Source organism: Streptomyces sp. NPDC041122, from assembly GCF_055592445.1.
Genome location: NZ_JBVIYQ010000004.1, coordinates 127,259 through 142,106, shown reverse-complemented (window position 1 = coordinate 142,106; position 14,848 = coordinate 127,259). Strand labels below are relative to the sequence as shown.

General features: G+C 70.6%; 14 protein-coding genes. 5 read left to right on the top strand and 9 right to left on the bottom strand.

Features of this window, described 5'->3' with window-relative positions:
• Positions 1–79: 79 nt before the first annotated feature.
• Positions 80–2,947 carry a fumarate reductase/succinate dehydrogenase flavoprotein subunit gene (locus ACZ6B8_RS16655; protein ID WP_471607643.1) on the top strand — a complete coding sequence of 956 codons (2,868 nt, stop codon included), beginning with the start codon at positions 80–82 and terminating at the stop codon, positions 2,945–2,947.
• A 76-nt stretch (positions 2,948–3,023) separates the two neighbouring features.
• Here ACZ6B8_RS16655 and ACZ6B8_RS16650 read toward each other — a convergent pair whose 3' ends face one another.
• The 3 genes from ACZ6B8_RS16650 to ACZ6B8_RS16640 form a co-directional block, all read right to left on the bottom strand.
• A complete protein-coding gene (locus tag ACZ6B8_RS16650; protein WP_471607642.1) occupies positions 3,024–3,818 on the bottom strand; it encodes an MBL fold metallo-hydrolase in 795 nt (264 codons plus the stop codon).
• Positions 3,819–3,847: 29 nt separating this feature from the next.
• On the bottom strand, positions 3,848–3,976 hold the full coding sequence (locus ACZ6B8_RS16645) for a hypothetical protein (RefSeq protein ID WP_355807248.1): 129 nt from the start codon (positions 3,974–3,976) through the stop codon (positions 3,848–3,850).
• A gap of 310 nt (positions 3,977–4,286) precedes the next feature.
• On the bottom strand, positions 4,287–4,970 hold the full coding sequence (locus ACZ6B8_RS16640; protein WP_471607641.1) for a TetR/AcrR family transcriptional regulator: 684 nt from the start codon (positions 4,968–4,970) through the stop codon (positions 4,287–4,289).
• A 169-nt stretch (positions 4,971–5,139) separates the two neighbouring features.
• Here ACZ6B8_RS16640 and ACZ6B8_RS16635 point away from each other — a divergent pair, with 169 nt between their 5' ends.
• Together ACZ6B8_RS16635 and ACZ6B8_RS16630 are read left to right on the top strand one after the other, a co-directional pair.
• The gene (locus ACZ6B8_RS16635) at positions 5,140–6,582 is read left to right on the top strand and encodes a serine hydrolase domain-containing protein (RefSeq protein ID WP_471607640.1); all 1,443 of its coding nucleotides are present in this window, start codon (positions 5,140–5,142) and stop codon (positions 6,580–6,582) included.
• A gap of 194 nt (positions 6,583–6,776) precedes the next feature.
• Positions 6,777–8,426 (top strand): serine/threonine-protein kinase, encoded by a 1,650-nt coding sequence (locus tag ACZ6B8_RS16630; RefSeq protein WP_471607639.1) that lies wholly within the window; start codon positions 6,777–6,779, stop codon positions 8,424–8,426.
• Between the two features lie 37 nt (positions 8,427–8,463).
• On the opposite strand, the gene ACZ6B8_RS16625 is transcribed toward ACZ6B8_RS16630, so the two are convergent.
• The gene (locus ACZ6B8_RS16625) at positions 8,464–8,880 is read right to left on the bottom strand and encodes a hypothetical protein (protein ID WP_471607638.1); all 417 of its coding nucleotides are present in this window, start codon (positions 8,878–8,880) and stop codon (positions 8,464–8,466) included.
• A 353-nt stretch (positions 8,881–9,233) separates the two neighbouring features.
• Here ACZ6B8_RS16625 and ACZ6B8_RS16620 point away from each other — a divergent pair, with 353 nt between their 5' ends.
• Positions 9,234–9,560: a hypothetical protein gene (locus ACZ6B8_RS16620; protein WP_471083751.1), complete on the top strand. Its 327-nt coding sequence runs from the start codon at positions 9,234–9,236 to the stop codon at positions 9,558–9,560.
• Between the two features lie 51 nt (positions 9,561–9,611).
• On the opposite strand, the gene ACZ6B8_RS16615 is transcribed toward ACZ6B8_RS16620, so the two are convergent.
• The 5 genes from ACZ6B8_RS16615 to ACZ6B8_RS16595 form a co-directional block, all read right to left on the bottom strand.
• Positions 9,612–10,376 carry an SDR family NAD(P)-dependent oxidoreductase gene (locus ACZ6B8_RS16615; protein WP_471607637.1) on the bottom strand — a complete coding sequence of 255 codons (765 nt, stop codon included), beginning with the start codon at positions 10,374–10,376 and terminating at the stop codon, positions 9,612–9,614.
• A complete protein-coding gene (locus ACZ6B8_RS16610; protein WP_471607636.1) occupies positions 10,373–11,359 on the bottom strand; it encodes an ornithine carbamoyltransferase in 987 nt (328 codons plus the stop codon). Before ACZ6B8_RS16610 ends, ACZ6B8_RS16615 begins: the two co-directional genes overlap by 4 nt.
• On the bottom strand, positions 11,356–12,684 hold the full coding sequence (locus ACZ6B8_RS16605; protein WP_471607635.1) for an APC family permease: 1,329 nt from the start codon (positions 12,682–12,684) through the stop codon (positions 11,356–11,358). Before ACZ6B8_RS16605 ends, ACZ6B8_RS16610 begins: the two co-directional genes overlap by 4 nt.
• Entirely contained in the window at positions 12,681–13,460 is a 780-nt protein-coding gene (locus tag ACZ6B8_RS16600; protein ID WP_471083763.1) for a HalD/BesD family halogenase, read from the bottom strand. The genes ACZ6B8_RS16605 and ACZ6B8_RS16600 overlap by 4 nt, the downstream gene beginning before the upstream one ends.
• 301 nt (positions 13,461–13,761) lie before the next feature.
• Entirely contained in the window at positions 13,762–14,034 is a 273-nt protein-coding gene (locus tag ACZ6B8_RS16595; protein ID WP_471083766.1) for a hypothetical protein, read from the bottom strand.
• Between the two features lie 198 nt (positions 14,035–14,232).
• On the opposite strand from ACZ6B8_RS16595, the gene ACZ6B8_RS16590 reads away from it, so the two are divergent.
• Positions 14,233–14,847, top strand: a complete 615-nt coding sequence (locus tag ACZ6B8_RS16590) for a LysE/ArgO family amino acid transporter (RefSeq protein ID WP_471607634.1) — start codon at positions 14,233–14,235, stop codon at positions 14,845–14,847.
• The last annotated feature ends 1 nt before the right edge of the window (position 14,848 follow it).

Sequence of the window (14,848 nt, the reverse complement as noted above, 5' to 3'; positions counted from 1 at the left end):
GTCCGTCCAGCACCTCCCGCACGCCCCGTACCTCTCGTACGCCCAGCACCTCCCGTACCCCTTCGTGAAAGGCGCGCCCGTGGACTCCCCCCTGGCCATTCCCGCCCTCGCCGACGCGACCGAGATCTCCTGCGACGTCCTCGTCATCGGCGGCGGCACCGCGGGCACCATGGCCGCTCTGACCGCCGCCGAGCACGGCGCGGACGTGCTGCTTCTGGAGAAGGCGCACGTGCGCCACTCCGGAGCCCTCGCCATGGGCATGGACGGCGTCAACAACGCGGTCATCCCGGGCTGCGCCGAACCGGACGACTACGTCGCGGAGATCACCCGCGCCAACGACGGCATCGTCGACCAGTCCACGGTCCGGCAGACCGCTACGCGTGGCTTCGCGATGGTGCAGCGCCTGGAGTCCTACGGCGTGAAGTTCGAGAAGGACGAGCACGGCGAGTACGCGGTCCGCCAGGTGCACCGCTCCGGCTCGTACGTGCTGCCCATGCCGGAGGGAAAGGACGTCAAGAAGGTCCTCTACCGGCAGCTCCGGCGTCGCGAGATGCGGGAGCGCATCCGCATCGAGAACCGGGTGATGCCGGTACGGGTGCTCACCGTGGACGGACGCGCCGTCGGCGCGGCCGGGTTCAACACCCGTACGGGTGAGTTCGTCACCGTCAGGGCGGGCGCGGTGATCCTGGCCACCGGTGCGTGCGGACGGCTCGGGCTGCCCGCGTCCGGCTATCTGTACGGGACGTACGAGAACCCGACGAACGCGGGGGACGGATACGCCATGGCCTACCACGCGGGAGCGGCGCTCACCGGGATCGAGTGCTTCCAGATCAACCCGCTCATCAAGGACTACAACGGTCCCGCGTGCGCGTACGTCGCCAACCCCTTCGGGGGCTACCAAGTGAACCGGCACGGCGAGCGGTTCGTGGAGTCGGACTACTGGTCGGGGCAGATGATGTCCGAGTTCGCGGCGGAGCTCGCCTCCGACCGGGCCCCGGTGTACCTGAAGCTCAGCCACCTTCCCGAGGAGACCATCAGCGCCGTCGAGTCGATCCTGCACACCACGGAACGGCCCACGCGCGCCGCCTTCCACGAGGGGCGCGGTCACGACTACCGCACGCACGACATCGAGATGCACATCTCGGAGATCGGGCTGTGCGGCGGCCATTCGGCGTCCGGAGTGCGGGTCGACGCACACGCCCGCACCACCGTGCCCGGTCTGTACGCGGCCGGTGACCTGGCTTGCGTACCGCACAACTACATGATCGGCGCGTTCGTCTTCGGTGACCTGGCAGGCGCGGACGCGTCCCAATACCGCGCTTACGACGGTGAGTTGCCGGTGCACCAGCTCGCCGCGGCGCACGAACTGGTCTACCGGCCGCTGCGCAACCCCGACGGGCCGCCGCAGCCACAGGTGGAGTACAAGCTGCGACGCTTCGTGAACGACTACGTCGCGCCGCCGAAGAGCGGGGCGAAACTGTCGCTGGCCGTCGAGGCGTTCGAGCGGATGCGGGGTGAGATCGCCGGTATGGGGGCGCGGACCGCCCATGAACTGATGCGGTGCGCTGAGGTGTCGTTCATCCGGGACTGCGCGGAGATGGCCGCGCGCGCCTCGCTGGCGCGGACCGAGTCCCGCTGGGGTCTCTACCACGAGCGCCTCGACCATCCCGCGCGCGACGACGCGGGCTGGCTGCACCATGTCGACCTGTACAAAGCGCCGTCGGGAGCCATGGAGTTCAGGGCCCGCGCGGTCGAGCCGTACGTGGTGCCGGTGCCGGAGTTCGCCCCGGTGGCGGGGGAGGACCGGCCGCTCGGCGAGGTCGCGCTGGTGCCGGTGGCGACGGCGGGCCCGAGGAACGCGGCACCGGCGGCGCGTCCGGCGGCGTCCACCGGGCAGGGCGGGGTGCCGAGCGCCGGGGGTGATGCGGGGGCCGGGGCGGTTCCGGGTCCTGCCGCGGGTGCCGGTCCGGCGCCGAGTGGCCCCGCCCCGGGTACCGTCCCCGTACCGAGCCCCGACTCGGACGCCCTACCTGCGCAGAGCCGGGACGCGGACGCCGGGCTCGGGTCGAACCCCGCCCTTCTCCGCCTGCTGGCCCTCGCCGAGGAGGCACCCGGGCTCGACGCCCTCACCCCCTACCTCGCCGACCCCGACCCGGCGGTGCGGGCAGCCGCTGTCGCCGTACTGGCCGAGACGGCACCCGCCGGCGTGGGCCCCGCACTCGCGGCACGGCTGCGCGACCCGGTGCGCCAGGTCAGGGAGGCGGCGGCAGGGGCCCTGCGCGAGCTGGTCGAGGTGCTGCCGGCCGACCCGGAGCTACGGGAGGGGCTCCGCGCGGCGCTCGACGTGGCGGACCCCGAGGTGCGCGGTGCCGCCCTCGACGTCCTGCGCGAACTGCGGCTCGGCGCCGCCGAGGTGTACGCCGCCGCGCTCGGCGACGCCGACATCGGCGTCCGCATCCACGCGGTGCGGGCTCTGGTCTCCGTGGATGCGACAGCCCCACTCGTCGGCGCCGCGGCCGACCCGGCCCGCGAGGTGCGGGTCGCGGTGGCCCGCGGCCTGGCGGCGGTGCGTGATACGGCGCCGGCACGCCTCGACACGCTCATCGACGACCCCGACCCGCTGGTCAGGGCGGCCGCATTGACCGCGCTCGCCGCCACGGGCTGCCCGCTGCCGTACGCCGAACGGGCCGTGTCCGCGCTCGGCGATCCCACCTGGCAGGTACGGGCGGGCGCCGCGACCGCGCTGGGCGCCGCCCCGGCCGACCCGGCGGTCCCCGGCCTCGCCAAGGCCTCGGCCGACCCGGAGGCGGACGTCCGCAAGGCCGCCGTGCTCGCGCTCCTCGTCCACGCCGCCGAGCCCGAAGCGCGCGCGGCTCTCGCCGCCGCGACCACGGACAGCGACGCGGACGTGCGTGCGTACGCGAGCCGTGGCGGAGCCGCGTCCTGAAGCCGTGAGGACGCTGCCGGAGGGGCCTGGCCGGCGGCGTCGTGTACGCGCAGGTGGCGCGTCCAGCAAGCTCCGGCTAGGCGCCCGTACCCACACCCGTACCGACGGTGAAGGTGGCGCCGGGGGCAGCATGGTCAACGGGCCCGTCGAAGCGGGCAGATGCGCGGGTCACGGCCTGCTGCGGGGTGAGGGAGCGGCCGACGTGCGTGACGATCAGCCGGCCTGCTCCGGCCGCGCGGGCGGTGTCGCCGGCGTCCTCGGGGGTGTGGTGCACCCGGTCGCCCTCGGCCGGGTCCTGCGCGCTGTCGGAATCGGCCTCGCACAGCAACACGTCGCATCCTGCGGCCAGTTGCGTGAGGTTCGGGCACGGCGCGGTGTCCCCGGAGTACACCAGCGACCTGCCGGCCGCCTCCACGCGCACGGCGAAGGCAGGCATGCCGTGCGACACGGCCCGGCTCGTCAGCCGCAGCGAGCCGACGGTGGTCTGGTGGCCGTCGTACAACTCGGTGACGGCGAAGGCGGATTCGACCGGACTGCGGGTCGACGTATGGGTGAGGAACCCGGCCAACCGGTCCGCGATGCCCGTCGGGCCGAGGAGGGGGATGGGCGCCGCCAGGCGGATGTCCGCGTACAGGACGGCGTAGTACGCGGTGAGCAGGTCCGCACTGTGATCGGCGTGCAGATGGGAGATCCAGATCGCGTCGAGGTCGTCCAGCCGCGCATGCCGCTGCAGCGGGCCGAGCGTCCCGCTGCCCGCGTCCACCCAGATCCGGGTGTCACCACTCGACACCAGATAGCCGGAGCACGAATTGTCCACGCTGGGGTAGGGCGTAGCGGACCCCAGGACGGTGAGGCGAAGCTCGTCATGCATCCCGGGATCTTAGAACACGTGATCCGCGCCTACTTCCGGCGCCGGATGAACAGCCAGATGCGGGCGGCGATCAGGCCGAGGACCACGACACCGACGGTGATCTGCAACCAGCGCGGGGTGGCGCCGGAGCCGGGGAGGTACAGGGCGAGGGCGGTCACGGCGTGCTCCAAGGTAGGTGCGGGTGACGGGCATTCTGCTACGAACGCCCGTCATCCGGGGGCACCCGACCCGCACGCACCGGCCCTGCTCCGGCACCTTTCCCTGTCCTCCACGTCCTCCACGGCGACCCGAACCGTGCGACGCCACGTTCCGCCGGTGCGGGGCGGTGCGGTGCGGTGCGGGGTTGCTGCGCCCTGTGGCGGATGGGTGCGCCGACCGTTCACCGCAGAACGCAGGGTTCGCTGAGCGCGCTACAGGCGGCGGACGGGCTCCGGATGGCCGGCGCGACCTACACCGGCGCCGTCGGCCTCAACTCTCTGACGTGAGGCGGCCGGTGAGGCCGTCGAGGATGCGGTCGAGTCCATAGGTGAAGCTGTCCTCGCGCATCTGCCGCGGGTCTGCCTCCTCGTCGATGTCAGGGCTGCGCTCCGACAGCCACTGTCGCTCGGGGACACCGCTGCGGGCGACCAGTGAGAGGTAAGCGGCCTCGCTGGTCGCGACACCGATGACGTAGGACATCAGCGCCGACGCGGCCTGGTCGTCCTCACCCGCGGGGAAGCCGGCCGCCTCGAACTGCGCGAGGAGTCCCGAGGTCATGCGGACGGCGTTCGGGCCGACGTGGAGAAGGCCCACCTGGCCGAGTTCGGGCCCGACCCAGGGGTGGCGCAGGACCATGGCCCGCAGGTCGGTGGCGGCGCGGGCGGCCGCCGCGCGCCATGTCTCGCGGGCGGCGGCGACCGGCGGGTCCAGCTCGCCGAACACGTCGTCCACGGCCAGCTGGATCAGCTCGTCCCGATTGGCCACATGCCGGTAGAGGGACGTGGCCCCGGCCTTCAGCCGGGTGCCGAGCTTGCGCATGCTGAGCGCCTCGACCCCCTCCGCGTCCAGCAGCTCGATCGTCGCGGCCACGATCTGCTCCCGCGTCAGCTGCTCCCGCTGCGGGCGATGCGGACGTGTCCACACCGAGGTGATCGGCTTCGCGTCGGCAGACATACGCGCCCACTCTCCTCAATCCATCTTCGGTGCGTCTGCTGCCCGCACCCCCACCCTCACCCTAGCCGACGCCGTACGCACCTTGCGAACGACGATCCCTCATGCGTACAGTGTTCGCAACAAGAAGACGCCGTACGCAACCTGGGGGGACTCAACCGTGCAGACCGTCATGAACCATGATGAGCAGGGCAACTGGAGTGTCGAAGGAGCCTGGGGGGCCCGGAACTCGGCCGGACGGAAGCTGGATCTCGCCCGGTGGCAGGCCCGCCTCGACCAGCTCTGCGCCGAGCATCACGTACCCGGAGCATCCCTGGCCGTCCTCGTCGACGGGACCGTCCACGACTGGGCGAGCGGAGTCCTGCATCGCGGCACGGGTGTGGAGGCGACGACCGACTCGGTCTTCCAGATGGGCTCGATAGCCAAGATCTACACGGCGACCCTGGTGATGCAGCTCGTCGAGGCCGGCCGGCTGGAACTGGACGCACCGGTCACGGACGTGCTGCCGGAGTTCTCCATCGGTGACCCCGAAGTGACCCGGATGATCACCATCCGTCGGCTGCTCAGCCACACCAGCGGGCTCACCTGCGACTTCAACCACGACAGCGGGCGCGGTGACGACTGCCTCGCCAAGTACGTCGAGGCCGCGAGAGGCGTCGCGCTCGACTGCCCGCCCGGCAGCGCGATCTCGTACAGCAGCGTCGGCTACAACGTGCTCGGCCGGATCATCGAGGTGGTGACCGGCACGACGTGGGACGAGGCACTGAAGGACCTGCTGCTCACCCCGCTCGGCCTCACCCGCACCATGACCCTGCCCGAAGAGGCGCTGCGCTTCCGTGCGGCCATGGGTCACCTGGGCGAACCGGGCCAGGACCCGGCGCCGGCACCGGAATGGGACATGATGCCGCGATCGGCGGGCCCGTACGGCAGGGTCATCGCCACCGCGGGTGACCTCGCCCGGCTCGCACGGCTGCACCTGGCCGGCGGCGTGGCCGAGGACGGCACCCGAGTGCTCTCCGAGGAGACGGTCGCCCTGATGCAGCGCCGGGAGGTGGACTGCCCCGACAAGTGGACGGTCAGCTCGGACGGTTGGGGCCTCGGCTGGACCCTGTACGACTGGAACGGTGTCGCGGGCTACGGCCACGACGGGGCCTCCATCGGGCAGTACGGCTACCTGCGCGTGGTGCCGTCGGCCGGCGTCGCCGTGGCGCTGCTCACCAACGGTGGCGGTGCGCGCGAGGTCTACGCCGCGCTCTACCGCGAACTTCTCGCCGATCTGGCGGAGGTGACCATGCCGGAACCCTTCGCGCCGGTGGCCACACCGCCCGCGGTCGACTGGGCACCGCTCGTCGGCACGTACCGGCGCGAGGGCGTGGTCATCACGGTGACCGAGAAGGACGGCGCCGGGCACGCGCTCTACGAGTTCGTCGACGGCATGAAGGACCTCTCGGATCCCCTGCAGATCGACCTGCTGCCGGTCACTGAGACGGCCTTCGCCGGCACGGGCGTGGGTTCGGCCTTCAGTACGGACTACACCCCGGTGATCTTCTCCGTCCTGCCGGACGGCACACGCTGCGTCTACATCGGCATGCGGTGCGCCCCCAAGATCGACTGATCGAGGGCGCCGAAGGGCCGGCGCGACGGCCCCGCCCGGCCGGGTCGTCAAACGGGCGGAGTCGGGCCCTGGCTCTCCGGCTGCCGCGGACGCGACGAGCGCGAGCGGACTCCACGAACGTCCGACGTTTCCCTGTGCTGTCCGAGCGTCAGTCATACTGGCGCGCGGTGTCTCAACAGGGGAGTGTGCGACGCATGGGGTGGGGAGCGGGGGGCGGGGACCTGCCACGGAGCATCGGCGGGTACGCCGTGGAGCGCGAGTTGGGCTCGGGCGGCATGGGGACGGTGTACCTGGCGCGATCGCGCGGTGGGCGCGCCGTCGCCGTCAAGGTGGCCCGGGCCGAGCTGGCCGGTGACCCGCATTTCCGGGCCCGGTTCCGGGCCGAGGTGGAGGCGGCGCGCAAGGTGGGCGGGTTCCACACGGCGCAGGTCGTGGACGCGGATCCGGAGGCGGTCGCACCGTGGCTTGCGACCGCCTACATATCGGGGCCCACACTGTCGGAGCTGATCGCCGAGCGTGGCCCGATGGACGAGGCGCAACTACGCGTACTGGGGGCGGCGTTGACGGAGGCACTGCAAGCCGTGCACGCGTGCGGCCTGGTGCACCGCGACCTCAAACCGGGCAACATCGTCATGGCCGACGACGGGCCCCGGGTCCTCGACTTCGGTATCGCCCACGCGGTGGAGTCGACCCGATTGACCAACACCGGAATGGCGTTCGGCACCCCCGGCTTCCTGGCTCCCGAACAGGCTCAGGGGCTCAAGGTCGACAGCGCGGCGGATGTGTTCGCCCTCGGGGCGGTGCTGGTCGCGGCGGCGGGTGGCAGCGCGTTCGGGTCGGGAACGCCGATGGGGTTGATGTACCGGTCGGTGCACGAAGAGGCGGACCTGTCGGCGGTGCCGCAGGGAGTACGGGCCGTGGTCGCGGCATGCCTGGTCAAGGACCCGGCCCAACGACCCACACCTGCAACGCTGTTGGACCTCTTCACACCGGAAACCACTGAGGAGACACACACCCCGACCCGACGCGTCCCGGCCGCGCAGGGCACACCAGTGGCGCGGGGTGGTCCGGCCGGGCCGGTGGGGCGGAGCGAGCCGGACGCACGGGACGCAACCCCCAACCCCGCTGACTCACCGACGCCAACCGCGAAAGCAGCTGCCGCCCCGGACCCGCGCGGCGTGGCGAGTGCGCAGACCGTCACCGCCGCACCACGCGGGAAGGGGTCGGCCCGGGGGCCCGCGCCGAGGCCGATGCCACCCGGGCTCCTGGCCGCCGTGGTGACGGGTGCGCTCGTCCTCTTGGGTGGCGCGGTCTACGCCGCCTACGTGGTCAAGGACTCGGGGCCGTCCTTCCCCACGGCCGAGTACAAGCTCGAACCGCCCGCAACGCTGCTGGGAGGTGCCTACGAGCTCAAGAAGGGGACGCTTTCCGAATCCAAGAAGCTCTACGACGATGAGGACCGGAAGGACGCGAGGGAATTCCACGCCACCTACACCGGTACCGGGAAGGCGAAGGGCGGCACGTTCGAGGAGCTGAAGGTCGGCGGGGTGTACGGGCGGCTCAAGAACTCCGAGGTGCAGCGCGAAGACATGGTCGGGAATTCCATCGTGACGAACGAGGAGAAGGTCGTCGCGCCGCTCAAGGAGATACGGGTGGCCGGAGAGGACGTCGTCTTCAGCTGCGAAACGGCCACGTCCAGGTCCTACGGCACGAAGACCGTGTGCGCCTGGGCCGACGAGAACACCGCCGGTAGCGTCCAGTTCAAGCCGCACGCCTCGCTCGAACGAGCGGCGGCGGAGACCCGCAAGGTCCGTGACGCCATGCGGAGGCGGATCGACGGCTGACGGCGGTGGGCAGTCGGCCGAATTTCGGCCTGCGCCTCTAAGGTCGAACGGCAAGGGCATCGACGCCGGACGCCCGCAGCTTGCGGGCCAGGAGCTCGATTTCAGGCATCGTGCCTGAGTGGTCTCCTGCCAGGACCTCCTTCAGCAGAGACTTGACTTCCGTCAGATCCAGGCCGAGTTCTGACCGCAGAACCAGCATGATCTGAGTGTTCCCAGCTGTCGGACTCACCTGGAGGCGTGCCGGTCCATGCTCGGTGAGCAGTCGGTTCCGTAGTTCGACAGGCGGGTCGCCCCCGCAGACGGCCATCTCGGATCCGCAGGAAGAACACTCGGATGTCGTGTCCCAGCTCAAGGTGCCATTCACCAGGGCTTGAACACCCCAGCACCGCAACTCGCCACCACAGTCATGGCATTCAGCCGCGTACTTGATGGGCTCGAAGACCATCTGATCCATCCACACCCCTTCAACGGTTCCGCGAAAGCCTCTACCTGACAGCGTCAATGAGCAGACGTGTCGTCACGATGTGTGCCCCATTCTGGGGCAAGAGGCGTTCGGACGGTGGGCAGTCACGGCGCTGCTTGGCCGTCGAACTCCTTCAGGACGGTCCCGCCCGCATTCGTCAGCCGCTCAGACTCCGCCTCGAGGGCGCAGAGCCACGCCCCATCGGCATCTCACGTCCCATGCGGCGACCTTCTTCGACGCAGCCTGCGAACGGACGCGCGTAAGCTGGACCGCCCATGCCCCGCCCGCGCTTCGAGTACGTCGGGCGTGCGGGTGCGACGACATTGGTGAGAGGAGAACCCCTCGTGCCGTCAGCAGAAGGTGTTCGCGATCTCCTCGTCCCGCATCTGATGGGCGAGCTCCACGACGGTGGGACGGAGCTCGACGTGGTCTCCCTTGTCGTCGTCGAGCACGGGCGACGCTTCACCGTCGAACTCGAGTTGCTGGCCCACCGGCAACGCTGGCGGGTGCGCCTTGAATGCGACAGTTCCGAGATGGCCATCTTTGACGGTCAGCCGCCATACCACCTGATCCGGAGCGTGGCGTGGGGTCTTCATGTCCGCCTGTTCGAGTGGTGGTTCACGAAGGGTTCGGAGCGGAGCATGGCCAAGCTGGGGGAGCGGCTCGAGTAGCAGCCAAGCACATCGGGACGAACAGCTCGCGGCCGCGCCACCGCGCGCGACTCACACGCTCCCGCCCCCGTCCACCGTCAGCACCGAACCCGTGACGAAGTCCGCGTCGGGGCCGGCCAGGAAGGCCACCGCCGCGGCTATGTCCTCCGGTGTCCCGATCCGGCCCAGTGGGCGGTCGGCGGCCTCCGTCAGGAACTCCGCGTCGGACTGCCCGAGTTGGCGGGCCTCACGGGCGAGCATGGGGGTGCGGGTGTCGCCCGGTGCGACGCAGTTGACGCGGATGCCCGCGGGGCTGTGGTCCAGCGCCATGGCCTGGGTCAGCATCACCACACCCGCCTTGGCCGTGCAGTACGCGGCGGCCTTCTCCCCGGCACGCAGACCCCAGCCGGAGGCCACCGTGACGATCCGGCCCCGCCCGGCCCGCTCCATGAGCGGCAGCACCGCCCGGCACATCAGGAAGACGGAGTCCACGTTGTCCGCGAACGACCGGTGCCAGTCCGCCAGGGAGAGGTCCGGCACCGTGCCGCGCCGGATGCTGCCCGCCACACAGCACAGGTCGGTGATGGCGCCGAGCCTGCCGCTGACTTTCTCGACCAGGGCAGCCACGTCGCTCTCCGCGGACACGTCGCACAGGAACGCCTCGGCCCGCCCGCCCGACTCGCGAATGCGTCCGGCCACGGACTCGGCCGCGTCGTCCCGGTCGACCACCGCGACGGCCGCACCCTCGTCCGCGAGCCGTCGCGCCACGGCGCCGCCGATGCCGCCACCGCCCCCGGTGACCAGCGCGACCCGCGTGTCCGCACCGGTCCCCGTCATCGCGTGCCTCCGGAGAGGGTGCCGTCGAACAGCTGGGTGAGCAGGGCCTTTTGGGTGTGGAGCCGGTTCTCGGCCTGCTGGAAGATCTTCGACCACGGGCCGTCCTTCACCTCGGCGTCGACCTCCTCGCCCCGGTTGCTGGGCATGCAGTCGAGGAACACCGCCCCGTCGGCGGCCCGTCGCATCAGCGGAGCCGTGACGCGCCACCGGTCCGCGAGCCGGGTCCGCGCCTGGATCTCCTCCTGGCCGACCAGCGTGGGGGACTTCCAACTCAGCGTGTACACCGCCGCGCAGTCCTTGACGGCGTCCTCCAGGTCGTGGGTGAGCTCGACGCTCGCGCCGGTGCGGGCGGCGACCGCCCGGGCGGCCCGGGTCACCCGTTCCTCCGGTGCGAAGCCGGGCGGGTGGGCCACGGTGATGCGATGGCCGAGCGCGGCCGCGGCCATCATGGAGGAGTGCAGGACGCCGGGGGTCTTCTGGCGCGGCGAGTAGGACCAGACGTACACGATCCGTTGGGCCGGGACATCTGACCCGTACAGCTCGCGCAGTGTCATGAGGTCGGCGAGGACCTGGCAGGGGTGCTCCTCGTCGTCGAGTGCGTTGATGACGGGGATCGTCGCCTGCTCGGCCATCGTACGCAGGCGGCGGTGGCCGGCGCCGTACTCGTTCATGTCGTACCAGCGGACCACGAGCGCGTCGAGGTAGCGGTTGAGCACCCCGATGGTGTCCTCGATCGACTCGCGGTTGGCGAGGCGGAGTTCCTCCACGCCGTACGGGAAGCTGTCGGCGCCGAGTTGGGAGGCGGCGACCTGGAAGGAGACCCTGGTTCTGGTGGAGGGGACGTTGAAGAGCAGGCCGATGCAGCGGCCCGCCAGATGGGCGCGGGTGTCGTCGCCGCGCTTCATCGCTTCGGCCAGGTCGAGCAGGGAGTGCGTCTCCTTGGCGGAGAGGTCCTGTATGCGCAGGATGTGTCGCGCTGTCATGTGCGGACTCCTGTCTCGGTGGGTGGGGTCACGCGCTTGCGCAGCCACCGCTCGGCGACGACGGAGAGGAGGAGCATCGCCAGAGCGATGGCGAGACTGATGCCGAAGAACGGCAGTATGGCGACGGTGGTGGCGATGAGGGCGAGGTTCAGCCGGGCGGCGGCGCCCCGGGGGAGCAGCCGGGCCGCGGAGAGGAACGCCATCAGGAAGATGAGCAGATACGTGGCCGACGACGCCTTGATCAGCGTGGACTCACTGGAGTCGGTGATCAGGAGGAGGACGACCGACACCGCGTAGCCGGGGAGGAGCGCGAGCACGGCACGGGCCGGCACCGTTCCCTGGGTGGAGAGTCTGCTGAGCCCGGCGGGCAGGACGCCGTCGCGGGCGAGGGCGAAGACGACGCGCGAGGTGCCCAGGCACCAGGCGTTGGTGGTGAGCAGCAGCAGAATCCCGGCGACGAGGAATCCGCTGCTCTGCAGGGAGGATCCGGTGGCCACCTGGAGGAGGCGTACGAACGCCGTGACGTCCGACTGCCCCACGGCAGGTTCGGGCAGCGCCACCGAGACGGTGAAGGCCATGGCGAAGTACAGCAGGCCGACACAACTGACCGCGTAGAGGATGCCTTTGGGGAAAGTGTGCCCGGGATCGCGGACCTCCTCGGCCACCGGCGCCGCGTTCTCCCAGCCGATGAAGCCGAAGAAACAGATGAGCAACGTACTGCCGAGCGCGCCCCAGCCGTGCGGCGCGAACGGCGTCAGGCGGGTGTAGTCGGCCTCGGGCAGAGCCAGGGCGATGACGACGACGAGCAACAGCACCACGGCGCCGAGCACCACCATCTGGGTGCGCGTACTCACCTTGATGCCCCACAGGTTGAGCGCCACGCAGAACACGATGACGGCGGCGCCCGCGAGAAGCGCCGCGCGGTTCGACGCGGTGGGGTCGACCGCCGAGAGCAGATAGCGGCCGGCCGCGAGCCCGAGGACCGGATTGCCGGCCAGCAGCGTGAGGAGGAGGAAGACGGCGGCGACCCGGCCCGCCCGGGTGCCGAACGCCGCCTCCACGAACTGGGCGACGCCCTTGCTCGTGGGGTGGAGTACGGACAGCTTCGCGAAGATCAGGGCGAAAGGGTAGCTGTAGAGGATCAGCGCCCCCCACGCGAGGAGGGACAGCGGGCCCGCTTCGGCCCAGGCGAGAGCGGGGATCAGCAGGATGCCCGCACCCATCACGGAGGTGACGTAATGGGCCACGAGCCCCGATGTGCCGAGCTGCCGCGGTAGTTGAGGGGGCCCGGGCGCTTGCGCGGTGGCCCCCTCGAGCGACGTCATACGGTCTGACCCGCCTGTTCGTCGCGCGAGCCGTGCCAGAGCCCGTCCATCGTCTCGTGGCTGATCGGTTTGTGCAGATCCGCCTGGGACGCGTACCCCATGTTGATGATGAGCCGGCGGCCGCGGCTCAGCGGGTAGACGCGGTGCAGGGTGGTGTCGGTGCGCATCAAGTACAGGTCGCCCGGCCGTAGTTCGAAGGAGTGGATGGGCTGTGCGATGAACTGCCGGTGCAGCTGCGGGTCCTGCTTGTTCCAGTACGTGCGCGGCACGCACTGGACGAATCCGCCGTGCTCGGCGGGCGGGCAGGCGACGACCCAGACGAGCGCGAAGCTGTAGTCGTCCCAGTGCCATCCGTGGGTGTCACCGGACTGCTCCAGCTCGGTGATCACGTACCGCTCCGGCTCGTAGGGGCAGGGCAGGACCGGCTCGCCCGCGACCCGTGACAGCGCCGCGAGGAGATCCGGGGAGGCGTACACCTCCGGGATGACGGCGCCGTGCTCGGTTATTTCCCGGTGGCGGACATTGCGCATCTGGCGGGGCGTGTGCCCCGTCTCCTTGAAACTCATTCCGCGGCGGACGCCGTGCGCCTCGACGAGACTTTCGATTTCGTCCGCCACCGCTGATTTGACTTCGTCGGGGGCGAGGAAGGGCAAGGTGGTGAATCCGCGCTGCAGGAAATCGCGGCACGCGCCCTCCAGGCGGTGTTCCTCCACATTCCTGACCAGGTGTTCCGAGAGGGACTGAACGAGGCCCCCGATCCGCCCGTCCGGTCGCATGACCAGCTCCCAACGTCGTCGGCAGGAGGTTTGCTCACTTCGGCCTATTTCAAAGACGGAAGCCTACCGGGTCATCCTGTCGGCACCCAGGAAAAGGGATGCATTCAAGCCAGGGGCAAACCGGACCGACGGAGGGGTGCGGAAGCTCCACGCACCCGCCCGCGCAGAATAATACGATCCGTTTTCCATGATTCAGCGGAAACCGTCGAAACTGTTGCGACATTGTTTTTGACGCTTCGTTTCTTTCTGTCACGCGAGCGACGTGTATTCCGCCGGGTGTTCGGACGGCGCGGCCGCGGTGTCAGCGCGCGCGGTCCGCGACCCGCACCGAGAGCCCGTAGTCGAGTTCGGCCCCGTCGACGAGAAGGGCTTCGACGGCGCGGGTCGCCGGGTCGATGTCGGCCTCCATGCCGTCCCCCGCGTACCGCGGATAGCCGGAGGCGCCGGTCTCGCCGGTGGCCACCACCACCGCCGAACGCAGGGGGCGGGGGTCGGCGGTGGTGGTGGAGCCCGCCTCGCCCACGGTGAACTCGGGCACCAGCAGGAGCTCGTAACTCTGCGGATCAGTCGTCATGCCAGTGACGCTAGACAGGAGCCGCGCGCACTGCACGTCCACACGCCGCGCGGGCGTCCGCCGAACGCGGCGGATGCGCGGTACGGGGCACACGCCCCGGCGCGCGCTCGCCGCCTCGCATCGGCGGGATGCCCGGACCACGTGAGAATCCTTACCTGACCTGTACTTAGAGCGACAATGATCATTAACGTCGAGGTCATGGGATCGACACTGACCGCCACGGCCGCCGGATTCGGCACGGGACTCTCGCTCATCGTCGCCATCGGCTCGCAGAACGCCCTCGTGCTGCGCCAGGGCATCCGACGCCAAGCGGTGTTCGGCGTGGTGGCCATTTGTGCCGTGTCCGACATCGTGCTCATCGCCGCCGGAGTGGGCGGAGTCGGCGCCGTGGTCACCGCGTGGCCGCCGGCGCTGACCCTCATCGGACTGGTGGGCGGTGTCTTCCTCCTCTCGTACGCCGTGCTCGCCGCCCGCAGGGCGCTGCGGCCCGCCGCGATGACGGCCTCCGGCTCGGTGGCCGGGTCACGTCGCGGCGCACTGCTCGCCTGCCTGGCCCTGACCTGGCTCAACCCGCACGTCTACCTCGACACGGTCCTGCTCCTCGGCTCCGTGGCCGCCGGACACGACGGGCTGCGCTGGGCCTTCGGGTTCGGCGCGATGATCGGCAGCGTGTGCTGGTTCGCGGCGCTCGGCTACGGAGCCCGGCTGCTCAGCGGCTTCTTCGAGCGCCCCGCAGCGTGGCGCGCCCTGGACGTCCTGATCGCGGCGACGATGGCGGTGATGGGCGTGATGCTGGTCGTCGGGGTGGCCTGAC